At 65.8% G+C, this 18,094-nt stretch carries 19 protein-coding genes, 1 tRNA gene and 1 riboswitch; of the genes, 9 read left to right on the top strand and 11 right to left on the bottom strand.

Annotation, left to right across the window (positions count from 1 at the left end; translation table 11 throughout):
• Window positions 1-212: 212 nt before the first annotated feature.
• From rpmB to F9929_RS03220, 4 genes are all read left to right on the top strand, one after another.
• Window positions 213-539, top strand: coding sequence for a 50S ribosomal protein L28 (gene rpmB, locus F9929_RS03205; RefSeq protein ID WP_152045065.1), 327 nt, complete (start codon window positions 213-215; stop codon window positions 537-539).
• 86 nt (window positions 540-625) lie between these two features.
• Entirely contained in the window at window positions 626-1,303 is a 678-nt protein-coding gene (locus F9929_RS03210; RefSeq protein ID WP_152045066.1) for a queuosine precursor transporter, read from the top strand.
• Between the two features lie 128 nt (window positions 1,304-1,431).
• Complete coding sequence (locus F9929_RS03215; RefSeq protein WP_407922199.1) at window positions 1,432-3,504, top strand: carbon starvation CstA family protein; 2,073 nt, start codon at window positions 1,432-1,434, stop codon at window positions 3,502-3,504.
• On the top strand, window positions 3,488-3,703 hold the full coding sequence (locus F9929_RS03220) for a YbdD/YjiX family protein (RefSeq protein WP_152045068.1): 216 nt from the start codon (window positions 3,488-3,490) through the stop codon (window positions 3,701-3,703). Before F9929_RS03215 ends, F9929_RS03220 begins: the two co-directional genes overlap by 17 nt.
• A 31-nt stretch (window positions 3,704-3,734) precedes the next feature.
• Here the strand turns inward: F9929_RS03220 and F9929_RS03225 are convergent, their stop codons facing one another.
• The 5 genes from F9929_RS03225 to F9929_RS03245 all read right to left on the bottom strand — a co-directional run bounded on the left by F9929_RS03225 (window position 3,735) and on the right by F9929_RS03245 (window position 9,060).
• Entirely contained in the window at window positions 3,735-4,769 is a 1,035-nt protein-coding gene (locus tag F9929_RS03225; protein ID WP_152045069.1) for an esterase-like activity of phytase family protein, read from the bottom strand.
• The gene (cobT, locus tag F9929_RS03230) at window positions 4,766-6,664 is read right to left on the bottom strand and encodes a cobaltochelatase subunit CobT (protein WP_152045070.1); all 1,899 of its coding nucleotides are present in this window, start codon (window positions 6,662-6,664) and stop codon (window positions 4,766-4,768) included. The genes F9929_RS03225 and cobT overlap by 4 nt, the downstream gene beginning before the upstream one ends.
• A 15-nt stretch (window positions 6,665-6,679) precedes the next feature.
• Window positions 6,680-7,237: a hypothetical protein gene (locus F9929_RS03235; RefSeq protein ID WP_152045071.1), complete on the bottom strand. Its 558-nt coding sequence runs from the start codon at window positions 7,235-7,237 to the stop codon at window positions 6,680-6,682.
• Between the two features lie 64 nt (window positions 7,238-7,301).
• Complete coding sequence (cobS, locus tag F9929_RS03240; RefSeq protein WP_152045072.1) at window positions 7,302-8,288, bottom strand: cobaltochelatase subunit CobS; 987 nt, start codon at window positions 8,286-8,288, stop codon at window positions 7,302-7,304.
• A gap of 166 nt (window positions 8,289-8,454) precedes the next feature.
• Complete coding sequence (locus F9929_RS03245; protein ID WP_152045073.1) at window positions 8,455-9,060, bottom strand: J domain-containing protein; 606 nt, start codon at window positions 9,058-9,060, stop codon at window positions 8,455-8,457.
• A gap of 115 nt (window positions 9,061-9,175) precedes the next feature.
• Here F9929_RS03245 and F9929_RS03250 point away from each other — a divergent pair, with 115 nt between their 5' ends.
• Window positions 9,176-9,487, top strand: a complete 312-nt coding sequence (locus tag F9929_RS03250; RefSeq protein ID WP_152045074.1) for a BolA family protein — start codon at window positions 9,176-9,178, stop codon at window positions 9,485-9,487.
• A complete protein-coding gene (locus F9929_RS03255; protein WP_210251298.1) occupies window positions 9,484-10,203 on the top strand; it encodes a YoaK family protein in 720 nt (239 codons plus the stop codon). The genes F9929_RS03250 and F9929_RS03255 overlap by 4 nt, the downstream gene beginning before the upstream one ends.
• Here the strand turns inward: F9929_RS03255 and apaG are convergent.
• Both apaG and F9929_RS03265 read right to left on the bottom strand, forming a co-directional pair.
• Window positions 10,196-10,591, bottom strand: coding sequence for a Co2+/Mg2+ efflux protein ApaG (apaG, locus tag F9929_RS03260; protein ID WP_152045075.1), 396 nt, complete (start codon window positions 10,589-10,591; stop codon window positions 10,196-10,198). The two genes, F9929_RS03255 and apaG, sit on opposite strands and share 8 nt — an antisense overlap.
• A gap of 30 nt (window positions 10,592-10,621) precedes the next feature.
• Complete coding sequence (locus tag F9929_RS03265) at window positions 10,622-11,818, bottom strand: O-succinylhomoserine sulfhydrylase (RefSeq protein ID WP_152045076.1); 1,197 nt, start codon at window positions 11,816-11,818, stop codon at window positions 10,622-10,624.
• 96 nt (window positions 11,819-11,914) lie between these two features.
• Window positions 11,915-11,992, bottom strand: a riboswitch (SAM riboswitch).
• 74 nt (window positions 11,993-12,066) lie between these two features.
• Here F9929_RS03265 and F9929_RS03270 point away from each other — a divergent pair.
• The 3 genes from F9929_RS03270 to F9929_RS03280 all read left to right on the top strand — a co-directional run bounded on the left by F9929_RS03270 (window position 12,067) and on the right by F9929_RS03280 (window position 13,894).
• Window positions 12,067-13,161, top strand: coding sequence for a 2'-deoxycytidine 5'-triphosphate deaminase (locus tag F9929_RS03270; RefSeq protein ID WP_152045077.1), 1,095 nt, complete (start codon window positions 12,067-12,069; stop codon window positions 13,159-13,161).
• Between the two features lie 11 nt (window positions 13,162-13,172).
• Complete coding sequence (locus F9929_RS03275; protein WP_210251299.1) at window positions 13,173-13,769, top strand: DUF2726 domain-containing protein; 597 nt, start codon at window positions 13,173-13,175, stop codon at window positions 13,767-13,769.
• A 50-nt stretch (window positions 13,770-13,819) separates the two neighbouring features.
• Window positions 13,820-13,894 (top strand) — tRNA-Gly (locus F9929_RS03280).
• Between the two features lie 13 nt (window positions 13,895-13,907).
• On the opposite strand, the gene crcB is transcribed toward F9929_RS03280, so the two are convergent.
• The 4 genes from crcB to F9929_RS03300 all read right to left on the bottom strand — a co-directional run bounded on the left by crcB (window position 13,908) and on the right by F9929_RS03300 (window position 18,090).
• Window positions 13,908-14,288 (bottom strand): fluoride efflux transporter CrcB, encoded by a 381-nt coding sequence (crcB, locus tag F9929_RS03285; protein WP_152045078.1) that lies wholly within the window; start codon window positions 14,286-14,288, stop codon window positions 13,908-13,910.
• Window positions 14,289-14,291: 3 nt separating this feature from the next.
• Window positions 14,292-15,500 (bottom strand): Na+/H+ antiporter NhaA, encoded by a 1,209-nt coding sequence (gene nhaA / locus F9929_RS03290; RefSeq protein ID WP_152045079.1) that lies wholly within the window; start codon window positions 15,498-15,500, stop codon window positions 14,292-14,294.
• Between the two features lie 149 nt (window positions 15,501-15,649).
• A complete protein-coding gene (locus F9929_RS03295; protein ID WP_152045080.1) occupies window positions 15,650-16,093 on the bottom strand; it encodes a DUF4126 domain-containing protein in 444 nt (147 codons plus the stop codon).
• Window positions 16,090-18,090, bottom strand: a complete 2,001-nt coding sequence (locus F9929_RS03300) for a glycosyltransferase family 2 protein (protein WP_193227588.1) — start codon at window positions 18,088-18,090, stop codon at window positions 16,090-16,092. Before F9929_RS03300 ends, F9929_RS03295 begins: the two co-directional genes overlap by 4 nt.
• Between the last annotated feature and the right edge of the window lie 4 nt (window positions 18,091-18,094).

Here is an 18,094-nt window from a genome sequence, read left to right on the forward strand (position 1 = left end):
CACCTTCGTATCAGAAGCTTTTGGTGCGCTACGGATGGCATGTTCGGGCCGTTGAAGGAAGGCGAACGGGGTGCGACGGTTGACCTCGACACGCCTCGCGATTATAGAGCGACCCGATTTCCCGATCACGTCTATCGTGGATTGGACGCGCCGGCAGGCCGGTGGCGCTCCCCGATGGGCATGGCGGAACGCTGTTTCTCGAGGATAGATCCATGTCGCGCGTGTGCGAACTCACCGGAAAGGCCGTGCAGTACGGCAACAACGTCAGCCACGCGAACAATAAGACGCGTCGCCGCTTCCTGCCGAACCTGTCGAACGTGACGCTGATCTCCGACGCTCTCGGCCGTCGCATCCGTTTGCGCATCTCCACCCACGGTCTGCGCTCGGTCGAGCACCGTGGCGGCCTCGACGCTTTCCTCCTGAAGGCGAAGGAAACCGAGCTTTCCTCCCGCGCGCGCCTCCTGAAGCGCCAGATCGCCAAGAAGGTCGCTGGCGCGACCGAGCCTCAGACCGAGACGGTCGAAGCTTCCGCTTCCTGATCTTAGGCCTCGAAGATTTCACCGATCGGCGCGGAGTGATCCGCGCCGATTTTTCGTTCACTGGTTCCATACCCCAGGATAAAAAAATGAAGTTCCGGACTTATGTCGCGCCCGTCGCGGCCATGGCGCTCGTCGTCGCCGCCTCGAACGTCCTCGTTCAGTTCCCCATGGCAGGGCATCTTGGCTCGGTGCCCCTTGCCGATCTTCTGACCTGGGGCGCCTTCACCTACCCCTTCGCCTTTCTGGTCACCGACCTGTCGAACCGCTGGTACGGCCCGGCCTTCGCGCGGCGCGTGGTTTATGTCGGCTTCGCGGTGGCCGTGGCCGCGTCGATCATCGCCCCGCCGCTCCTGTTCCACGCCGGGCTGATGCCGTTCGAAACCACGGGCGAGCGTTTGATGCGGATCGCGGCGGCGTCGGGCACGGCTTTCCTTTGCGCGCAGCTTCTCGACATCTTCGTGTTCAGCCGTCTTCGCCAGCAGAAATGGTGGCAGGCCCCGGCCTTCGGCTCGCTCGCCGGCTCGGTGGTGGACACGACGATCTTCTTCACGGTCGCCTTCGCGCCGTTCTTTGCCTTTGTCGGCGCGAACGACGACTTCTCGCTGGGCCTGTCGCCGCTGCTCGGCCTTTACGGTGAAGCGCCGCGCTGGGTGTCCTGGGCGATGGGCGATTTCTGCGTGAAGTTCCTGATCGCGCTGGTCGCGCTCGTGCCCTACCGCGTCCTGATGCAGCGTGTCATGCCCTATAAGGTGCGGATGGCCTGACCGATCCTGAAGCGGCGTCGCAATTAAAGGCTGCGCCCTTCGGCTAAAAGACGCATAACGGTCGCAACCAATCATCGAATCTCGCGGATGCCGGGAGGCCGCTCGCGAGAATCACGGGGGAGGGATCGATCTTGGCGCTTGCACGAGCGAATGCGCAGCCGTCGCGGCTGCTTCTTTGGGCGCTCGTCGCCCTTGTCGGTGCGGGCGCGCTCGGCGTCGTCGCCCTTTCGCGCGGCGAGACCATCAACGCGCTCTGGATCGTCACGGCGGCGGCCTGCACCTATCTCGTCGCCTACCGCTTCTATGGGCAGTTCATCGCGAGCCGCGTGCTTCAGGTCGACCCGAGCCGCTCGACGCCGGCCACCCGCCGCAACGACGGGCTCGACTATGTTCCCACCAACCGCAACGTCCTGTTCGGCCACCATTTCGCGGCCATCGCCGGGGCGGGCCCGCTGATCGGCCCGGTTCTGGCGGCGCAGATGGGCTACCTGCCCGGCACGCTCTGGCTACTCGTGGGCGTCGTCTTCGCGGGCGCGGTGCAGGACTTCATGATCCTGTTCTTCTCCACGCGCCGCGACGCCCGCTCGCTCGGCGACATGGTGCGCACCGAGATGGGCCGCGTGCCCGGCACGATCGCCCTTGTCGGCGTCCTGATGATCATGGTGATCATCCTGGCCGTTCTGGCGCTCGTCGTGGTCAAGGCGCTGGCCGGCAGCCCGTGGGGCACCTTCACGGTGATCGCCACCATGCCGATCGCGATCTTCATGGGCCTTTATTCGCGCTATCTTCGCCCCGGCCGCGTCGGCGAAGTGTCCGCCATCGGCTTCGTGCTTCTGATCCTCGCCATCGTCCTCGGCGAGCCGGTGGCGCATTCCGGCACATTCGCGCCGATGTTCACCTATAGCGGCGAAACGCTGGCCCTGCTTCTCATGGGCTACGGCTTCGTCGCCTCCGTGATCCCCGTCTGGCTTCTCCTCGCGCCGCGCGATTATCTGTCGACCTTCCTGAAGATCGGGACCATCATCGGTTTGGCGCTCGGCATCCTGATCGTCAGGCCCGACCTCCAGATGCCGGCCGTCACCGCCTTCATCGACGGCTCCGGCCCGGCCTTCTCCGGCGCGCTCTTCCCGTTCCTGTTCATCACCATCGCCTGCGGCGCGGTGTCGGGCTTCCATGCCCTCATCTCCAGCGGCACGACGCCGAAGATGGTGGAGAACGAGCGGGACCTGCGCTTCATCGGCTATGGCGCGATGCTGACGGAAAGCTTCGTCGCCATCATGGCGCTGATCGCGGCCTGCGTCTTGGAGCCCGGCATCTATTTCGTGATGAACAGCCCGGCCGCCGTGATCGGCACGACGGCGGTGGAGGCCGCCGCCAAGATATCGAGCTGGGGCTTTGCCATCACGCCGGAGATGATCGAACAGATGGCCCGCGATGTCGGCGAGGGCACGATCATGTCGCGCGCCGGCGGCGCTCCGACGCTCGCCGTCGGCATGGCGCATATCCTGTCGAACGTCATCGGCGGGCAGACGATGATGGCCTTCTGGTATCATTTCGCCATTCTGTTCGAAGCGCTGTTCATCCTCACCACGGTGGATGCCGGCACCCGCGTCGCGCGCTTCATGATCCAGGACCTTCTCGGCGCCTTCGTGCCGGCGATGAAGCAGACCCAGAAGCTCGTCCCCAACCTCCTGGCGACGGCGCTCGCCGTTTCGGCCTGGGGCTACTTCCTGTACAAGGGCGTCACCGACCCGCTCGGCGGCATCAACACGCTCTGGCCGCTTTTCGGCATCTCCAACCAGATGCTGGCAGCGATCGCGCTGACGCTTTCCACGGTGATCCTCTTCAAGATGAAGCGGCACCGCTACGCCTTCGTGACGGTGGTGCCGACCGCCTGGCTTCTGGTCTGCACGATGACGGCGGGCTTCCAGAAGATCTTTCACCCGGATATCCGCATCGGCTTCATGTCGCATGCCCAGCACTTCTCGGCCGCGCTCGCCGATGGGCGGCTTCTCGCGCCCGCCAAGTCCGAGGGCGAGATGCGCCAGATCATCTTCAACGATTATGTCGACGTCGCCCTCTGCGCCTTCTTCATGATCGTGATCGTGGCGATGCTCTTCTACGCCTTCACGTCCATCCGTCAGGCCCTGTCGGTTGATCGCCCGACGACGCGGGAGGTCGGCGATGCCGTTCCTGTGTAAGGCGGTCGAGATCGGCAAGGCCATCGCCCGCACCGGCAACCTGATGGTCGGCGTGCCGGACTACGACAATTACGTCCGGCATCGCGAAGCGCAGCATCCCGGTGATACCGTGATGTCGCTCGCCGAGTTCCACCGCAACCGCGTGGACCGTCGCTATGGCGGCGGCACGGGGCCGGACCGGATCATGCGCTGCTGTTGAAGGAGGGGAGGGCGCGTTCACCGCACCCTTTTCACTGGATGGCGGCCGCCGCGTTCTCGACCAGCTTGAATTCCAGAAACAGGTTGCGCTGGAAGAACGAACTGTTGTCGTCGGAAACGAGAACCAGCCGGATGGAGCCGTCCGGGGCGCGGTAGGTGTCGAGGCCTTCCATGTTGTCGATCTCTTGCGCGAGCGTCGCCTCCATGAGGACCGGTCCGTCCACCACCGCGCCCGGACGGATCGAGCGCCCGTCGATGCGGCGGATGCGCATGCCAACGCGCGTATAGCCTTGGAAGCGGCGCTCCAGGAGCAGGAAGTCGCCGTCGGGAAGAAAGGCGCCGTCGGTCGCCGACCAGATCGGGTCACGGCGGATCTTGAACACGCCGCCGCCGGGGCCGAGAATGCCGGCGAAAAGATCGCCGTTTTCGTCAACGGAAGCTTCCGACACGGTGATCGTCCGGCCCTTCAAGGGCGAGTTCGCCGGCGCGGTCGCGATCGTCTCCAACCCCGCATTGAAGCGAAGTTCCTTTCGCGGGATCGGCAGGGGGAGAAAGCGCGGCGTGGAGGCGAAGGGGTTCAGGGCATCGCGATAAACCGCGATGCGATGGTTGATCTCGAAGCTGACCAGCGCGTCGCCGTTGTTGTCGATCCCCAGCCCCTCGGCATCCGCCTCGCCCTTGCGGCGCGGGGGCTGGCCGCCGGGGCCGAGGATCGGCGACAGGTGCGCCTCGCTCATGCCGACCGGCGCGCCCTTCTCGTCCCGCTCGATACGGCCGGCGAACCAGAGCCCGGTATCGGTGACGGCGAGGAACCGGTCGCCCTTCAGCATGCGGATGGAGGAAACGCCTTCCAGAAACGGACTGCGGCTCGTGTATGAGAAGCCCCCGACATAATCTAACCCGCCGAAGCGTTTGCCGGCGGCGGGGCTCGTGTCGAAACGCGGGATCGGACGCGCGGCAACCGCGATGTCCTCAGCTCTCTGCAAGACCGGCGCGGAAGGGGCGGCGAGGAGGAGAAAGGCCGTCAGAATGATCGCGGCCCGAGCGCCGCGACGCGGCAGGTTCATCGCCCGCGAACCCGCCGCCGTCCGCTTGCCGACCCTTCGTTGTCGAACAAGGCAGCCAATTGCTCGGTCATGGCGCCGGCCAGTTCCTCGGCATCCACCAGCGTCACGGCGCGGCGATAATAGCGCGTCACGTCGTGGCCGATGCCGATGGCGAGAAGTTCCACCGGCGAGCGCGTTTCGATCTCCTCGATCACCGCGCGCAGATGCTTTTCCAGATAGTTGCCCGGATTGACCGACAGCGTCGAGTCGTCGACCGGCGCGCCGTCCGAGATCATCATCAGGATGCGCCGCTGTTCGGGCCGCGCCATCAGCCGCGAATGCGCCCAGATCAGCGCCTCGCCGTCGATATTCTCCTTCAAGAGCCCTTCGCGCATCATCAGGCCGAGATTGCGCCGGGCGCGACGCCAGGGCGCGTCCGCCGACTTATAGACGATATGCCGGAGATCGTTCAGCCGGCCGGGGCGAAGCGGCTTGCCGCTCTTCAGCCAGGCCTCCCGCGCCTGACCGCCTTTCCAGGCCCGGGTGGTGAAGCCGAGCACCTCCACCTTCACTCCGCAGCGCTCCAGCGTGCGGGCGAGGATGTCGGCGCAGGTCGCCGCCACCGTGATCGGGCGTCCGCGCATCGAACCGGAATTGTCGATCAGAAGCGTGACGATCGTGTCGCGGAAGTCGGTGTCGCGCTCCATCTTGTAGGAAAGCGGCTGCGTCGGATCGATCACGATGCGCGATAGCCGCGCCGAGTCGAGATAGCCCTCTTCCAGATCGAAATCCCAGGAGCGGTTCTGCTGCGCCATCAGGCGGCGTTGCAGCCGGTTGGCGAGGCGCGCGACGACCGCGTGAAGCGTCGACAACTGCTTGTCGAGAAAGGAGCGCAGCCGGTCGAGTTCGGCCTCGTCGCAAAGCTCTTCCGCGCCGACGATCTCATCGAAACTCGACGAGAAGACGTGGTAGTCGCTGGTTTCCAGGAGGCTGCCCACGGGCGGCGGGGGGCGGCGCGACTCGCCCGGCGTCTCGGAATCCGGGTCGTCGTCCTCGCTCGCGTCGTCGGCGGTGATCTGGGAATCGTCGGCTTCCGCCGCATCCTCCGTTTCGCCCTCGGCCTCGGTTTCCTCGGCGCGCGAATCCTGCTCGCCCGTTTCCTTTTCCGAATTGCTCTCGTCGTTGTCGCGGTTCTGGGTGTCGCCCTGTTCTTCCGATTGCTCGTCGTTCTCGGAGGCTTCCTGCCCAAGCTCCTCGGCCATGTCCATGGCGGTGAGAAGGTCGCGGACGGCCCTGGCGAAAGCGTTCTGGTCCTCGATCGAAGACCCAAGCCGTTCCAGCCGCGCGCCGGCCTTCCCCTCCACCCAGTCGCGCCAGACATCCACTAGCGCTTCGGCGCTTTTGGGCACGGGGCGGCCGGTCAGCTTCTCGCGCACCATCAGGGCGACGGCGTCTTCCAGGGGCGCCTCGGCGCGGTCGGTGACGTCGGTCAGGTTGGAGCGGAAATACTTGTCCTCGATCATCGAGGCGAGATTGTCACCGACGCCCGGCATGGCATTGGCGCCGATCGCCTCGACGCGCGCTTGTTCCACCGCGTCGAAGATGGCCCGCGCGGCCTTGCCGTCCGGCGAAAGCGTCGCGTGGATCTTGGCGTCGTGCCGCGCCCGGCGCAGCGCCATGGCGTCGCCGAGCCCTCGCAGGACGGCGACATCGTTGGTCGTGGCGCGCTTCGGCAATTCGGGCAGGCGCGCGCGCTGGCCGGTCAGCCCCGGACGCTCGTTGCCATAGGTGATCTCAAGCTCCGCATCGCCCGCGATGGCACGCATGCAGCCCGCCACCGCCCGGCGGAACGGCTCGCGATCCGGCGCGCCGGCCTTCGGATTCTGCTTCGCGTTGTCGCCGACACGGGGAGCCATCGTTACTTCAGTCTTTCATATCGGAATGGCTGATGACGAAATCGGCGCGCGGTCCTCCTCGAGGATAACTGCGCTGCACCAGCCATCCGCCTTGCAGACCTCGCGGCGGTTATACCCGGAGCAATCGCCTCCTTCGACAAAGCCTGCACACAAAGCAAACCTTTGGACGCCTCTCAGGCGTCGATCATTCCCGCCATTCTGACACCCAGATTCTTCTCCGAGATTCATGTCTGTGTAGAGCAGCTTTGCCGATTCCGGCGTGATCGTACCCTTCGAAAATTCCCAGGAATACGTCTGGTAGAACGGACCTCTGCAGAAGGCATAAAGGCAAGAATAGCTTGACGGACTTGGATCTAACGTTGAACTCTTCGGATGTGCGCAAAACGCTCCGCGGCTGCGGAGAGCGGTCAGAATTCGTTCCCCGTCATAGCCAAACTTGCTCGAAAGACGCTGCCAATCGGCCTGCCATTCGTCGGCAGCGTTATTGCCAAGAGTTTTGAAGCCGCTTTCTTGCCGATGATAGATTTTTTCCCCCGCAGCCCACATCGAGAAACATCCCGACAGCATCAGCACAATACCGGTTGCAGCGGCCGCTACTCGAAATCTTTCGGCTGCCGCTGTCCGAGATGCCATACTGTCAGTCCAACACGACGTTCGCCGCCGATTCCGGCAGTTCCTTGCCGAAGGCGCGCTGGTAGAACTCGGCGACGAGGGGGCGTTCCAGGTCGTCGCACTTGTTCAGGAAGGTCAGGCGGAAGGCGAAGCCGACATCGTTGAAGATCTCGGCATTCTCCGCCCAGGTGATGACCGTGCGGGGGCTCATCACGGTGGAAAGGTCGCCGTTGATGAAGGCCGAGCGCGTCATGTCGGCGACGCGCACCATCTTCGACACGATGTCGCGGCCTTCGCGATTGTCGAAATGCTTGGCCTTGGCGAGGACGATGCCGACCTCATTGTCGTGCGGCAGGTAGTTGAGCACCGTGACGATCGACCAGCGATCCATCTGCGCCTGATTGATCTGCTGCGTGCCGTGGTAAAGGCCGGTCGTGTCGCCGAGGCCGACCGTGTTGGCGGTGGCGAACAGGCGGAAGGCGGGGTGGGGCGTCACAACGCGGCTCTGGTCGAGCAGCGTCAGGCGGCCGGAGGTTTCCAGAACGCGCTGGATCACGAACATCACGTCCGGGCGGCCGGCGTCGTATTCGTCGAACACGAGGGCGACGTTGTTCTGGTAGGCCCAGGGCAGGATGCCGTCGCGGAACTCCGTGACCTGAAGCCCTTCGCGCACCGTGATCGCGTCCTTGCCGACGAGGTCGATGCGGCTGACATGGCTGTCGAGATTGATGCGGATGCAGGGCCAGTTGAGGCGCGCGGCGATCTGCTCGATATGCGTCGACTTGCCCGTGCCGTGATAGCCCGCCACCATCACGCGCCGGTTGCGCGCGAAGCCCGCGAGAATGGCGAGCGTCGTCTGCTTGTCGAACAGGTAGTCGCGGTCGATCTCGGGAACGTGCGGGTCTGCCTTCGAAAAGGCGGGAACCGTCAGGGAGCTGTCGAACCCGAAGGTCTCGCGCACCGAGACCGTGGTGTCGGGAAGCCGAGCCACATCCTGGACCGCTGCGCTCATTTCACCTCCAAAGCCCGCAAAACGATCGACGGGCGCAATTCTCATATGCCAGGAAAGGGCCTAATCCGCCCGGCCCCGCGCCGCAAGTCTTCAATGACGCGGCGGGACAATGGTTCGATGGCGCGACGGGACAATGGTTCGGTCGCGATGCGGAACGACCGGGTCGTCAGCAGAAGCCGGACTGCTTCAGGAGCTTGTAGGCCTGGATGACCTCGCGCAGGCGATCCTCGTGGCCGCGGTCGCCGCCGTTGGAATCGGGGTGATACTGCTTCACCAGAAGCTTGTAGCGGGTGCGGATGGTCTCGCCGGTGGCGTCCTGCGCCAAACTCATCGTTTCGAAGGCCTTGGCTTCCAGCGAGCGCACCGGCTTGGCGCGCTGCTTGGCCGCTTCTTCCTCGCCGAAGATGTTGAAGGCGTCGCGCGCCCGGCTCGGCCGGTATTTCGACCGCAAGGGCGCCTGCGCGGCGGCCGCGCCGCTCTTGTCCGCGCCCATCGTCCAGGTCGGGCGATGGCCGGTCATGGCGTCCTTCAGATAGACCTGGATGTCCTTGTCGTTCAGGCCGGAGAAGTAGTTGTAGGACTTGTTGTAGAGCCGCACGTGGTCGACGCAGAAGTGCAGGTACTGCCCTTCCTGGTCCCGTCCGCGCGGCGCCTTGTGGGTGCCGGGTTCCTGGCAGCCCTGCCATTCGCATACGGGTGCCTCGACCTTCTTCGCGGTGCGCGAAGCGGGCTTGATGCGTATGCCGTCGAAGAGTTTGGAGTCGAGCTTCATCTTGCCGATTATGGGCTTCCCGAACGCCGCGAACAAGAATTGACAGGACGCGAAAAAAGCGCCTTGTCCGAAGCGATGCGCGGCAGTCCGCCGCGCCCTTTTTTGAAGGCGCGCGATGAGTGCCCATTCGAGCCGAAGCCTGGAAGCGAAACTGCGCGAGAGTTTCAGCGTCGAGAGCCTCGCGGTGATCGACGAAAGCCATCTCCATGCCGGCCATCATCACGAGGGAAGCGCCCATCACGATGGCTTCGACGGCTCGGGCGGCACGCATTTCCGGGTGCGGATCGTGGCGAGCGATTTCACGGGCCAGAGCCGGGTCGCGCGCCACCGCGCGGTGAATGCCGCACTGAAGACGGAACTCGGCTCCGGCGTTCATGCTCTCGCGATCGAGGCGAGCGCGCCCGGCGAAGTTCCCGCCCGTTCTTGAGCCGTTTCGCCGGCCGGACCTCGCTGAAGCGCCGCCGGCTTCTCGTCGGCTGCTCGTTCGCGGTCAGCCTGTCGCTCGTGGCGGGCATGACGGATGCGGTCGGTTTTCTGGCGGCCGGCGATTTCGTCGCCTTCATGAGCGGCAACACGACGCGGATGTCCATTGCCTTGGCGCAAGGACGCTTCGAGCCGGCGCTCCGCCTCGCGCTCGTTCTTTGCGCCTTTGTCGCCGGCAACACGCTCGGCGTCGTTCTGGCGAGGCTCTGCGGCAACCGTCAGATCGTGCTTCTCGCCGTCGTCGCCGTCTTCACCTCGGCCGGGCTGTTTCAGGGGCAAGTGCCGTTTTCGGTCCTGTCGGTCGCCTTCGCCATGGGCATCATCAACGTGGTTCTGGAAGAGGTGAACGGCCAGCCGCTCGGCGTCAGCTATGTGACGGGCGCGCTGTCGCGCTTCGGGCGCGGCCTCGGCCGCCTTGTTCTCGGAGAAGGGCGATCCGGCTGGTGGCTGCAGATCCTGCCCTGGTTCGGGCTCTTTGCGGGAACAGTGATCGGGGCGTTTCTTCAAGAAGCGCTCGGACCTTCCGCCTTTCTCGCCTGCGGGGCGAGCGCGCTTCTCATGGGGATCGTCTCGCTCGCTATCCCGAAGCGCTGGCGGCGCGGCTTCATCGCCAGTCCTTCGCCGCAGCGTGCTGCCAAGCGGCGGATGGAAGTCAGTTGAGAACGCGCCCCGCGCCGGCCGGCAGGTCGAGCGAGAAGAGCGGGATGGCGATGTCGAATTTCAACCCGTTCTCCGTTTCCATGCGGTAGCTGCCCTGCATGAAGCCGGACGGCGTTCCGAGCGGGCAGCCGGAGGTGTAGGTGAAGCTGTCGCCCGGCAGGATGGTCGGCTCCTCGCCGACGACGCCTGGCCCCAGCACTTCCTCCACCCGTCCGCCCGCATCGGTGATGCGCCAATGGCGGGCGCGAAGACGCACCGGCTCCTCGCCCTCGTTCTCGATGGCGATCGTATAGGCCCAGACCCAGCGCCCGGAATCCGGATCGGATGCAGTTTCGAGATAGGAGGGCGTCACGCTGACCGTGATGCCGCGGGTGGTCGCCCTGTACATGCCGCCCTTCCTTGCCGAACTCAAGCTCGATCAAACCGCCGCGAGCGCCGCTTCCACGTCCTCGATCAGGTCTTGCGCATCCTCGATGCCCGCCGACAAGCGCAGCATCCCGTCGGAGATGCCGAGTTCGGCGCGCACTTCGGGGCTGAGGTTCTTGTGCGTCGTCGTCGCCGGATGGGTGATGAGGCTTTTCGCGTCGCCGAGATTGTTGGAGATGCGGATGATTTCCAGCGCGTTTGAAAAGCGGAAGGCCGCTTCCTTGCCGCCGGTCAGCTCGAAGGCGAGGAGCGTCGAGCCCCCCGTCATCTGCTTGGCGATGATCGCCGCATCCGGGTGGTCGGGGCGGCCGGGATAAAGAACCTTCCCGATCTTGGACGAGCCCGCCAGATGATCGGCGAGGCGCGACGCGTTCACCGTCTGCTGCGCGACGCGCAACGGCAGGGTCTCGAGGCCCTTCAACAGCGTCCAGGCGTTGAAGGGGGAGAGCGAAGGGCCCGTATGGCGGAAGAACTCGTGGAGGTTCTCGTCGATCCAGTCCTGGTTGGAGAGGATCACGCCACCGAGGCACCGGCCCTGTCCGTCGATATGCTTCGTCGCCGAATAGATCACGACATCGGCGCCGAGTTCCAGCGGCTTCTGCTGCATGGGCGTGGCGAAGACGTTGTCGACCACGAGCACCGCCTTCGCGGCCTTGGCGATCTCCGCCACCGCCGCGATGTCGATCACTTCCAGCGTCGGGTTGGTCGGCGTTTCCATGAAGAACACGCGCGTCTCGGGGCGAACGCCCTTCTGCCACTGGTCGAGGTCGCGGCCGTCGACGAAGGTGGACGACACGCCGAGCCGGCCGAGCATCGTCTCGATCACGTAGCGGCAGGAGCCGAAGAGAGCACGGGAGGCCAGGATATGATCGCCGGCCTTCACCTGGCATTGAAGCGCGGCGGCGACCGCCGCCATGCCGGATGCCGTGGCGCGCGCGTCTTCCGCGCCTTCCAGAGCGATCATGCGCTCCTCGAACATGCGGGTCGTCGGGTTGCCGTAGCGCGAATAGATGAAGCCGGGCGCTTCGCCCTTGAAACGGGCTTCGGCGGACTCGGCCGTCTCATAGACAAAGCCTTGCGTCAGAAAGAGCGCTTCGGACGTTTCGCCGAATTCCGAACGCATCGTGCCGCCGTGAACCATCTGCGTCGCGGGGCGCAAGGGGCGTCGGTTGTGGTTCTTCTGCAGCATGTGCCTCTCCTTCGCGTCGCTCGCGGCCGGTCTTGCGAAGGCCGGGAGCCGCCATCGGACCCTGACCCATGCGGGGAGGACCGGGCGAAGAGCATGACGCTGTTCGGAACGGCCCTTTAGCGAATTATTTAACGTGGCTGCAAGCCGGCCGGCCAAATCACCACGAATTCCTGGTGCAGCATAGCGCTGCGATGGACAGGGGTCAATTCGCGACGTAATCGGAGCTATTGAGTGTGGAGTCTCCTCGAATGGCGGAAGAAGCTTCCGGAATCCTGCCGGATCGCGAAATCGCCGCGCTGTTTTCGAGCGGCGCGATCGCCGCGCCGACCCCGCCGGACGAGGGACAGATCCAGCCGGCGAGCCTCGACCTTCGCCTTGGGCTCAAGGCCTTCCGCATCCGCGCGAGCTTTCTGCCGGGCAAGGGCGTTCCGGTGGCCGAGAAGCTGCCGCGCTTGTCCCTCCACGAGATCGACATCAGCACGGGCGCGGTTCTGGAAACGGGCTGCGTTTATCTCGTGCCGCTCGCCGAGCGCCTAGAACTGCCAACGGGCATGTCGGCGGCGGCCAATCCGAAATCCTCCACCGGCCGCCTCGATATCTTCACGCGGCTTCTCACCGACGGCGCGCAGGAATTCGACAAGGTGCCGGCCGGCTACAAGGGGCCGCTTTATATCGAGATCAGCCCGCGCACCTTTCCCGTCGTGGTGCGGGCCGGCTCGCGGTTGAACCAGATCCGCTTCCGCGCCGGGGCCGGCGCGATGCTGGGCGAGGCGGAGCTTCGCGACCTTCATGCCCGCGAAGGGCTGGTGAACGCGGCCGACCCGAACATCTCGGGCGGTGGCATCGCCCTGTCGATCGACCTCAACGGCGACGCGTCGGGCCTCGTCGGCTATCGCGGCAAGCGCCATACGGGCGTCGTGGATGTCGACCGCAAGGCCGCCCATTCGGTGCTCGACTTCTGGGAGCCGCTGCGTCTGTCGCGGCCGGGAGAGATGGTGCTCGACCCCGACGAGTTCTACATCCTCGTGTCCGCCGAGGCGGTGCATGTGCCGCCCGACTTCGCCGCCGAGATGACGCCCTTCGATCCGCTGGTGGGCGAATTCCGCGTCCATTATGCCGGCTTCTTCGATCCAGGCTTCGGCCATTCCGCGGCAGGCGGCACCGGGGCGCGCGCGGTTCTGGAAGTGCGCAGCCACGAGGTGCCCTTCATTCTGGAGCACGGGCAGATCGTCGGCCGCCTCGTCTACGAGCGCATGGCCGCCTTGCCGGAGCGCGTCTACGGCGCGAGCCTGTCGTCGAACTATCAGGCGCAGGGGCTGAAGCTGTCCAAGCACTTCGCCTGACGGCGACGGTTGTGGAGGGCTCCTCCCTTTGGCTGATCGGCGCCTTCGCGGCGACCGTTCTTCTGGTCCTTTATCTTCTGCGCCGGGTCGCGGCTCTGAAAAGGCGCGAGCGCGAGCGGCGAAAGGCGGACGGGGAGCGCCAGCGGTATTTCGAGGAAAACGACCTCGGCAACACGGCCAACCAGCTTCGCTTCGTCGCCCAAAGCCGGTTGCGCGCCGTGCCGCCCGTCAACCGGGAAGCCGTCCAGGTTCTTTATGCGCTGGACGATTGGATCGCCGACCATCGGCCCGACTGGCGGGTGTCCTTCGAAGTTGCGATGGGGGCGTTCGTCAAGACTTCCTACAACCCGCGCGACCGTCGCCAGCGGGCGGCCTTCAGTTCATACAACAGCAAACGCGTCGATTTCCTTCTGGTCGACCGCCTCGGCAATCCGGCGCTCGTGGTGGAATATCACGGCACCGGACACGACCTGTCGGGGGATGCCGACGACCGGATGGCGGTGAAGCGCCTCGTTCTGAAGCGCGCCGGCATTCCGCTGGTGGAAGTGCCGGCCGGCGCGACGAAACGGCAGGTCTTGCATCTGATCGCGGAAGAGCTCGGGCCATAGCCGAGTGACTTGCGCTCATGTTCCCGCTGCGCTACGGTTTCGCCCACGGCGCGGGCGTAGCTCAGTGGTAGAGTCCTTGCTTCCCAAGCAAGTTGTCGTGGGTTCGAATCCCATCGCCCGCTCCAGTCTCTCCCTTCTTCATGCGCCGCCCATGCTGCGGGCAATAGTGAGCCCCGCGAACAGCGCGGGAATCGCGACCAGCACAGAGGCGAGGACGTAGATCGCCGCCGCGCCGTGTTCGCCGCGCTCGATCAGAAGCGCCGTTTCCAGCGAGAAGGCCGAGAAGGTGGTGAAGCCGCCGAGAATGCCGGTCGTCAGGAACAGCCGAACGGAAGGCGAAAGATCCAGCCGCGTGGCGAGAAGCCCGGTGACGAGGCCCATGGCGAACGAGCCGAGGACGTTGATCGCGAAGGTCCCGAAGGGATAGGCGGTGCCGACGAGGCGCGCGGCGAGCATGTTCACGCCGTGGCGGCCAAGCGTGCCGAGCCCACCGCCGAGAAAAACGATCAGATACTGCATGGGTCAGGTTTCTTTCCTAAGCCCCCGATGGCCGGGAGCCGCGAGGAGGAGGGCCGCGCCCGCCAAGGCCGACAAAGCCGAGCCGAGAAGAACGCCGATCTTCACCTCGTCCTGCAAGGCCGGATTGTTCGGAAAGGCGAGGAGCCCGATAAACAGGCTCATGGTGAAGCCGATGCCGCAAAGAAGCGCGACCCCGTAGAACTGCCGCCATGTGGCGTGCATCGGCAGTTCCGCCCAGCCGGCCCGGATCACGGCGGCCGAGGCGAAGAAGACGCCGAACTGCTTGCCGAGGAAAAGCCCGAGCGCCACGCCGAGCGTCACCGGATCGGCGAGGGCCGCCGGTGAAACCCCGGCAAAGGAAACGCCGGCATTGGCGAAGCCGAAAACGGGCACGATCAAAAACGTCACCCAGGGTTGGAGCGCGTGTTCGAGTTTGTGAAGGGGCGAGCGGTCATCGTCAGGACGCGCCGGTGAAGCTTTCAAGGGAATGGTCAGCGCCAGAACGACGCCCGCCAGCGTCGCGTGGACGCCGGAGCGCAGCACCAGGAACCACAGAAGCGCGCCGAGAAAGAGATAGGGAGCGAGCCGCATGACGCCGAAGCGGTTCAGGGCGATCAGCGCGGCGATCAGAAGGCCAGCACCTGCGAGAGCGGTGAGATCGATCGACGCCGTGTAGAAAAGAGCGATGATGATCACCGCGCCGAGATCGTCGATGATCGCCAGCGCCGTCAGGAAAACGCGCAGGCTCATCGGCACGCGGGGCCCGAGAAGCGACAGGACGCCGAGCGCGAAGGCGATGTCGGTCGCGGCCGGGATCGCCCAGCCGCTCGGGTGCCCGCCCGCGCCCATGTTGAAGCTCAGATAGATCAGCGCCGGGCCCACCATGCCGCCAAGCGCCGCCGTGCCGGGAAGAACGCGCCGCGCCCAGGTGGAAAGCTGGCCATCCACCACCTCGCGCTTGATCTCGAGACCCACCAGCAGAAAGAACAAGGCCATCAGGCCATCGTTGATCCAGTGCAGCAGCGAAAGCCCGCCGACATAAACGTGCAGGGCATCGGCATAGAATGCGCCGAGCGGCGAGTTGGCGACGAGAAGGGCCAAGGCGGCGGCGGCCATCAGGACCACGCCGCCGGAGGAGGAATTCTCCAGGAAGGCGCGGAGAATGGAGCGAGGGCGGTTCAGGTTCGAAGCGGCATGTCGTTCTGCGGACAACGGAACGCATTCCTTCTCTTTGAAAGGTTTCGGTCGTTCTCCGTCGGTTTAGGGGAAATCCCAAGGCGCACGCAGCACACGCCTCAAGGCTCGAAACTAGGCCGGAAGGCGGCGATGTCCAAGTTCATTTCATCGACCGGCTTCCCGGTTCAGATCGCCCCTCGCCGCGCCGCGATCCAGGCGGAAAGCCCGAGGACGACGGCGTCCTCGACGAGGCCGGTCGGAACCTGTCCGTAGCGGTGCATGGCGCGTTTGCGAAGGGCGAGCGTCAGGTGAGCGCCGACCGCCGCCGTCACGGCGCCGAGGATCGCGGCCGTCCGGCGCTCGTGCGGGGCGGCGAGGCTTGCTGCGGCGATCGCGCCCGTCCCGGCACGCCCGACGAGGCCGGGAAGAATGGTGCGGTCGGGCGCGGATGGCAGCTTGTCGCCCCAAAGCTCCGCCGCCGCCAAGGCGGCGAGCGCGCCGGCCGTCGCCCGACTGAGCGGGGGAACGGGCTCGGCCAAAGCACCGCGCCGCGCCAGAAAAGCGACGAGGGCGAGCGGCGTCATCGCCCGCATTCCGGCAACCACGCCGACGACGAAGGATTCGATCATCCATTGACTCCCGTTCTCGCCTTCGGAAGGGCGGGAACGGGAGTGCAGTTCCGAAGGGCGTTCCAGAGCGTTCGGCGAGCCGGGCCGGCGGATGCGGGTTTGCGGGCCGCCACGCCATGCGGCGTTTTTTCCCAGAGATGCGGATCGCGGGTGAGTTGGTGAAGGGTGCGAAGCGTCGCGAGGCCGATCGCGAACCAGTAGAAGGGCAGGGTCCAGAGATGGCGCAAGGTCGCGCGCCGCCGCGTGGCGGTGGCGAGCGCCAGGACCGCGAAGGTCGCGTAGCCGGCGACCATCGCCAGAACATCGAAGGCAAAGAGAAAGGCCTCGATCCCGAAGGGCTCGGCGGTTGTCGCCAGCATCAGCACCGTCAGCGCCAGAAAGGGCAGGGCCGTCGTGTGCGCGATGCTGGACGCGATCATGCCGGCGAAAAGCAGTTGAAAGACGAGGAAGTCGCGCGTGCCGAGCTCCGCCCTCGTGCGCGCCGGATCGCGCATGTGGACGAGGTAGCTCTGCATCCAGCCTTTCATCCAGCGGGTGCGCTGCTTCAACCAGTCCGGCCAGCGTTCGGGCGCTTCCTCGAAGGTCGGCGCGGTGATGGTGCCGGCGCGATAACCGTGGCGCGCGAGGCGAATGCCGAGATCGGCATCCTCCGTCACGTTATGGCTGTCCCACGCGCCGACCTCGAGAAGCGCCTCGCGGCGGAAATGGTTCGACGTACCGCCGAGCGGCAGCGGCATTGCCCGGCGGGCCAGGAAGGGAAGAAAGGCGGTGAAAAGGACGCGATATTCCACCGCGAAATGCGCCGGCAGCCAGCCGCGCCGCCCGTTGGTGACGACGAGCGGCGCCTGGACGCAGGCGAGCCGCGCGCCGCCGCTGCGAAAGGCGGTCCATGCTTGCAGAAGCTGGTCGGGATGGGGACGATCCTCCGCGTCGAACAAAGCCACGAACTCGCCGGTGGCGAGCGGCAGGGCGAAGTTCAGCGCTTTCGGCTTCGTGCGCGGCCGGGCCGGCGGTACGGATACGAGCGAAAAGCCGGGAAGGCCGTGGATCGAGCGGGCGACCGCCGCAAGGGTCCCGTGGTCGTCGGCTTCGCAGATCATCAGGACCTGAAGCTTGGCGCGTGGCCAGCGCATCACGTCCAGCGCTTCCACGAGGGAGGTGACGCTGTCCTCGTTCTCGCCGCGAAGCGCGACGAGGATGGTGTAGCGCGGATGAACGGTCGGCAGTGCGACGGCATGGCTCGGGGCGTCCCGCCCGGTCCCTCGCATGATGTCGACGAGCGCGAGGACGCGCAGCGCGACGCAGCCGAAGAACACGGGCAGCATCAGAAGATGAAGCACGAGAAGGCCGGCGGTGGGCGCGTGAACGGCGAAAAGAACGAGCGCGGCGAGAAGAAGGGCCGCCACCGCTCCCTGCCGGCCGGTGAGGGTTTCGCGGGCCGAAAGAGAGGATCGGTCGCGCGACAGGCTGAGACAGGCGGCGTCCAACCGCGCCGGCGCCGTTTCCGCCTCGGCGAGCCGCGCCAACTCGGCCGGCGTCGCGATCCGCAGCATGGGCCCGAGCGCCGGGTTTCTTTCGATCAGATCGTCCAGATCGTCGATTTCTTCGAGGCGCGGCGCGATGAGGGCGACGGGTCGGCCGTCCGCTGTCACGGCGCGGCGCAGGCGGGGCGACGCGTTCTCGCCGCCGACAAGGCGAAGCGGGCGGTTGAACGCGAAGGCCCGGTCGAGGCCGAGGCATTCCGCGATGGCTTGCGCGATGTCCTCTTCGCTCGCGACAGTCGAGGCCGCGAGTTCCGCGCCGGCATCCGTTCGGTTGCGCCGCGCCGCGCGCCGAGCCGCCGCGAAAACGGATGGTGCGATCTTCAGATAGGCGAGAACGGCGGCGAGCGGCGTCGCGACGGCTGGCAGCGCCGCTTGCCGCTTGTCGGGCGGCAGGCCGAACCCGTAAGGGAGAGCGATCGAGGGAAAGCCGGTCGCATCGCCTTGTTCACGCATGGGA

It is taken from the genome of Aureimonas psammosilenae (genome assembly GCF_009176975.1).
In the GTDB taxonomy this organism is placed as follows: domain Bacteria; phylum Pseudomonadota; class Alphaproteobacteria; order Rhizobiales; family Rhizobiaceae; genus Plantimonas; species Plantimonas psammosilenae.

What these genes read in the sequence shown, in the direction of transcription:
- rpmB (WP_152045065.1), top strand. Translation starts at nt 213, where the DNA reads ATGTCGCGCGTGTGCGAACTCACCGGAAAGGCCGTGCAGTACGGCAAC.
- F9929_RS03210 (WP_152045066.1), top strand. Translation starts at nt 626, where the DNA reads ATGAAGTTCCGGACTTATGTCGCGCCCGTCGCGGCCATGGCGCTCGTC.
- F9929_RS03220 (WP_152045068.1), top strand. Translation starts at nt 3,488, where the DNA reads ATGCCGTTCCTGTGTAAGGCGGTCGAGATCGGCAAGGCCATCGCCCGC.
- F9929_RS03225 (WP_152045069.1), bottom strand. Translation starts at nt 4,769, where the DNA reads ATGAACCTGCCGCGTCGCGGCGCTCGGGCCGCGATCATTCTGACGGCC.
- cobT (WP_152045070.1), bottom strand. Translation starts at nt 6,664, where the DNA reads ATGGCTCCCCGTGTCGGCGACAACGCGAAGCAGAATCCGAAGGCCGGC.
- cobS (WP_152045072.1), bottom strand. Translation starts at nt 8,288, where the DNA reads ATGAGCGCAGCGGTCCAGGATGTGGCTCGGCTTCCCGACACCACGGTC.
- F9929_RS03245 (WP_152045073.1), bottom strand. Translation starts at nt 9,060, where the DNA reads ATGAAGCTCGACTCCAAACTCTTCGACGGCATACGCATCAAGCCCGCT.
- F9929_RS03250 (WP_152045074.1), top strand. Translation starts at nt 9,176, where the DNA reads ATGAGTGCCCATTCGAGCCGAAGCCTGGAAGCGAAACTGCGCGAGAGT.
- apaG (WP_152045075.1), bottom strand. Translation starts at nt 10,591, where the DNA reads ATGTACAGGGCGACCACCCGCGGCATCACGGTCAGCGTGACGCCCTCC.
- F9929_RS03265 (WP_152045076.1), bottom strand. Translation starts at nt 11,818, where the DNA reads ATGCTGCAGAAGAACCACAACCGACGCCCCTTGCGCCCCGCGACGCAG.
- F9929_RS03270 (WP_152045077.1), top strand. Translation starts at nt 12,067, where the DNA reads ATGGCGGAAGAAGCTTCCGGAATCCTGCCGGATCGCGAAATCGCCGCG.
- crcB (WP_152045078.1), bottom strand. Translation starts at nt 14,288, where the DNA reads ATGCAGTATCTGATCGTTTTTCTCGGCGGTGGGCTCGGCACGCTTGGC.
- F9929_RS03295 (WP_152045080.1), bottom strand. Translation starts at nt 16,093, where the DNA reads ATGATCGAATCCTTCGTCGTCGGCGTGGTTGCCGGAATGCGGGCGATG.
- F9929_RS03300 (WP_193227588.1), bottom strand. Translation starts at nt 18,090, where the DNA reads ATGCGTGAACAAGGCGATGCGACCGGCTTTCCCTCGATCGCTCTCCCT.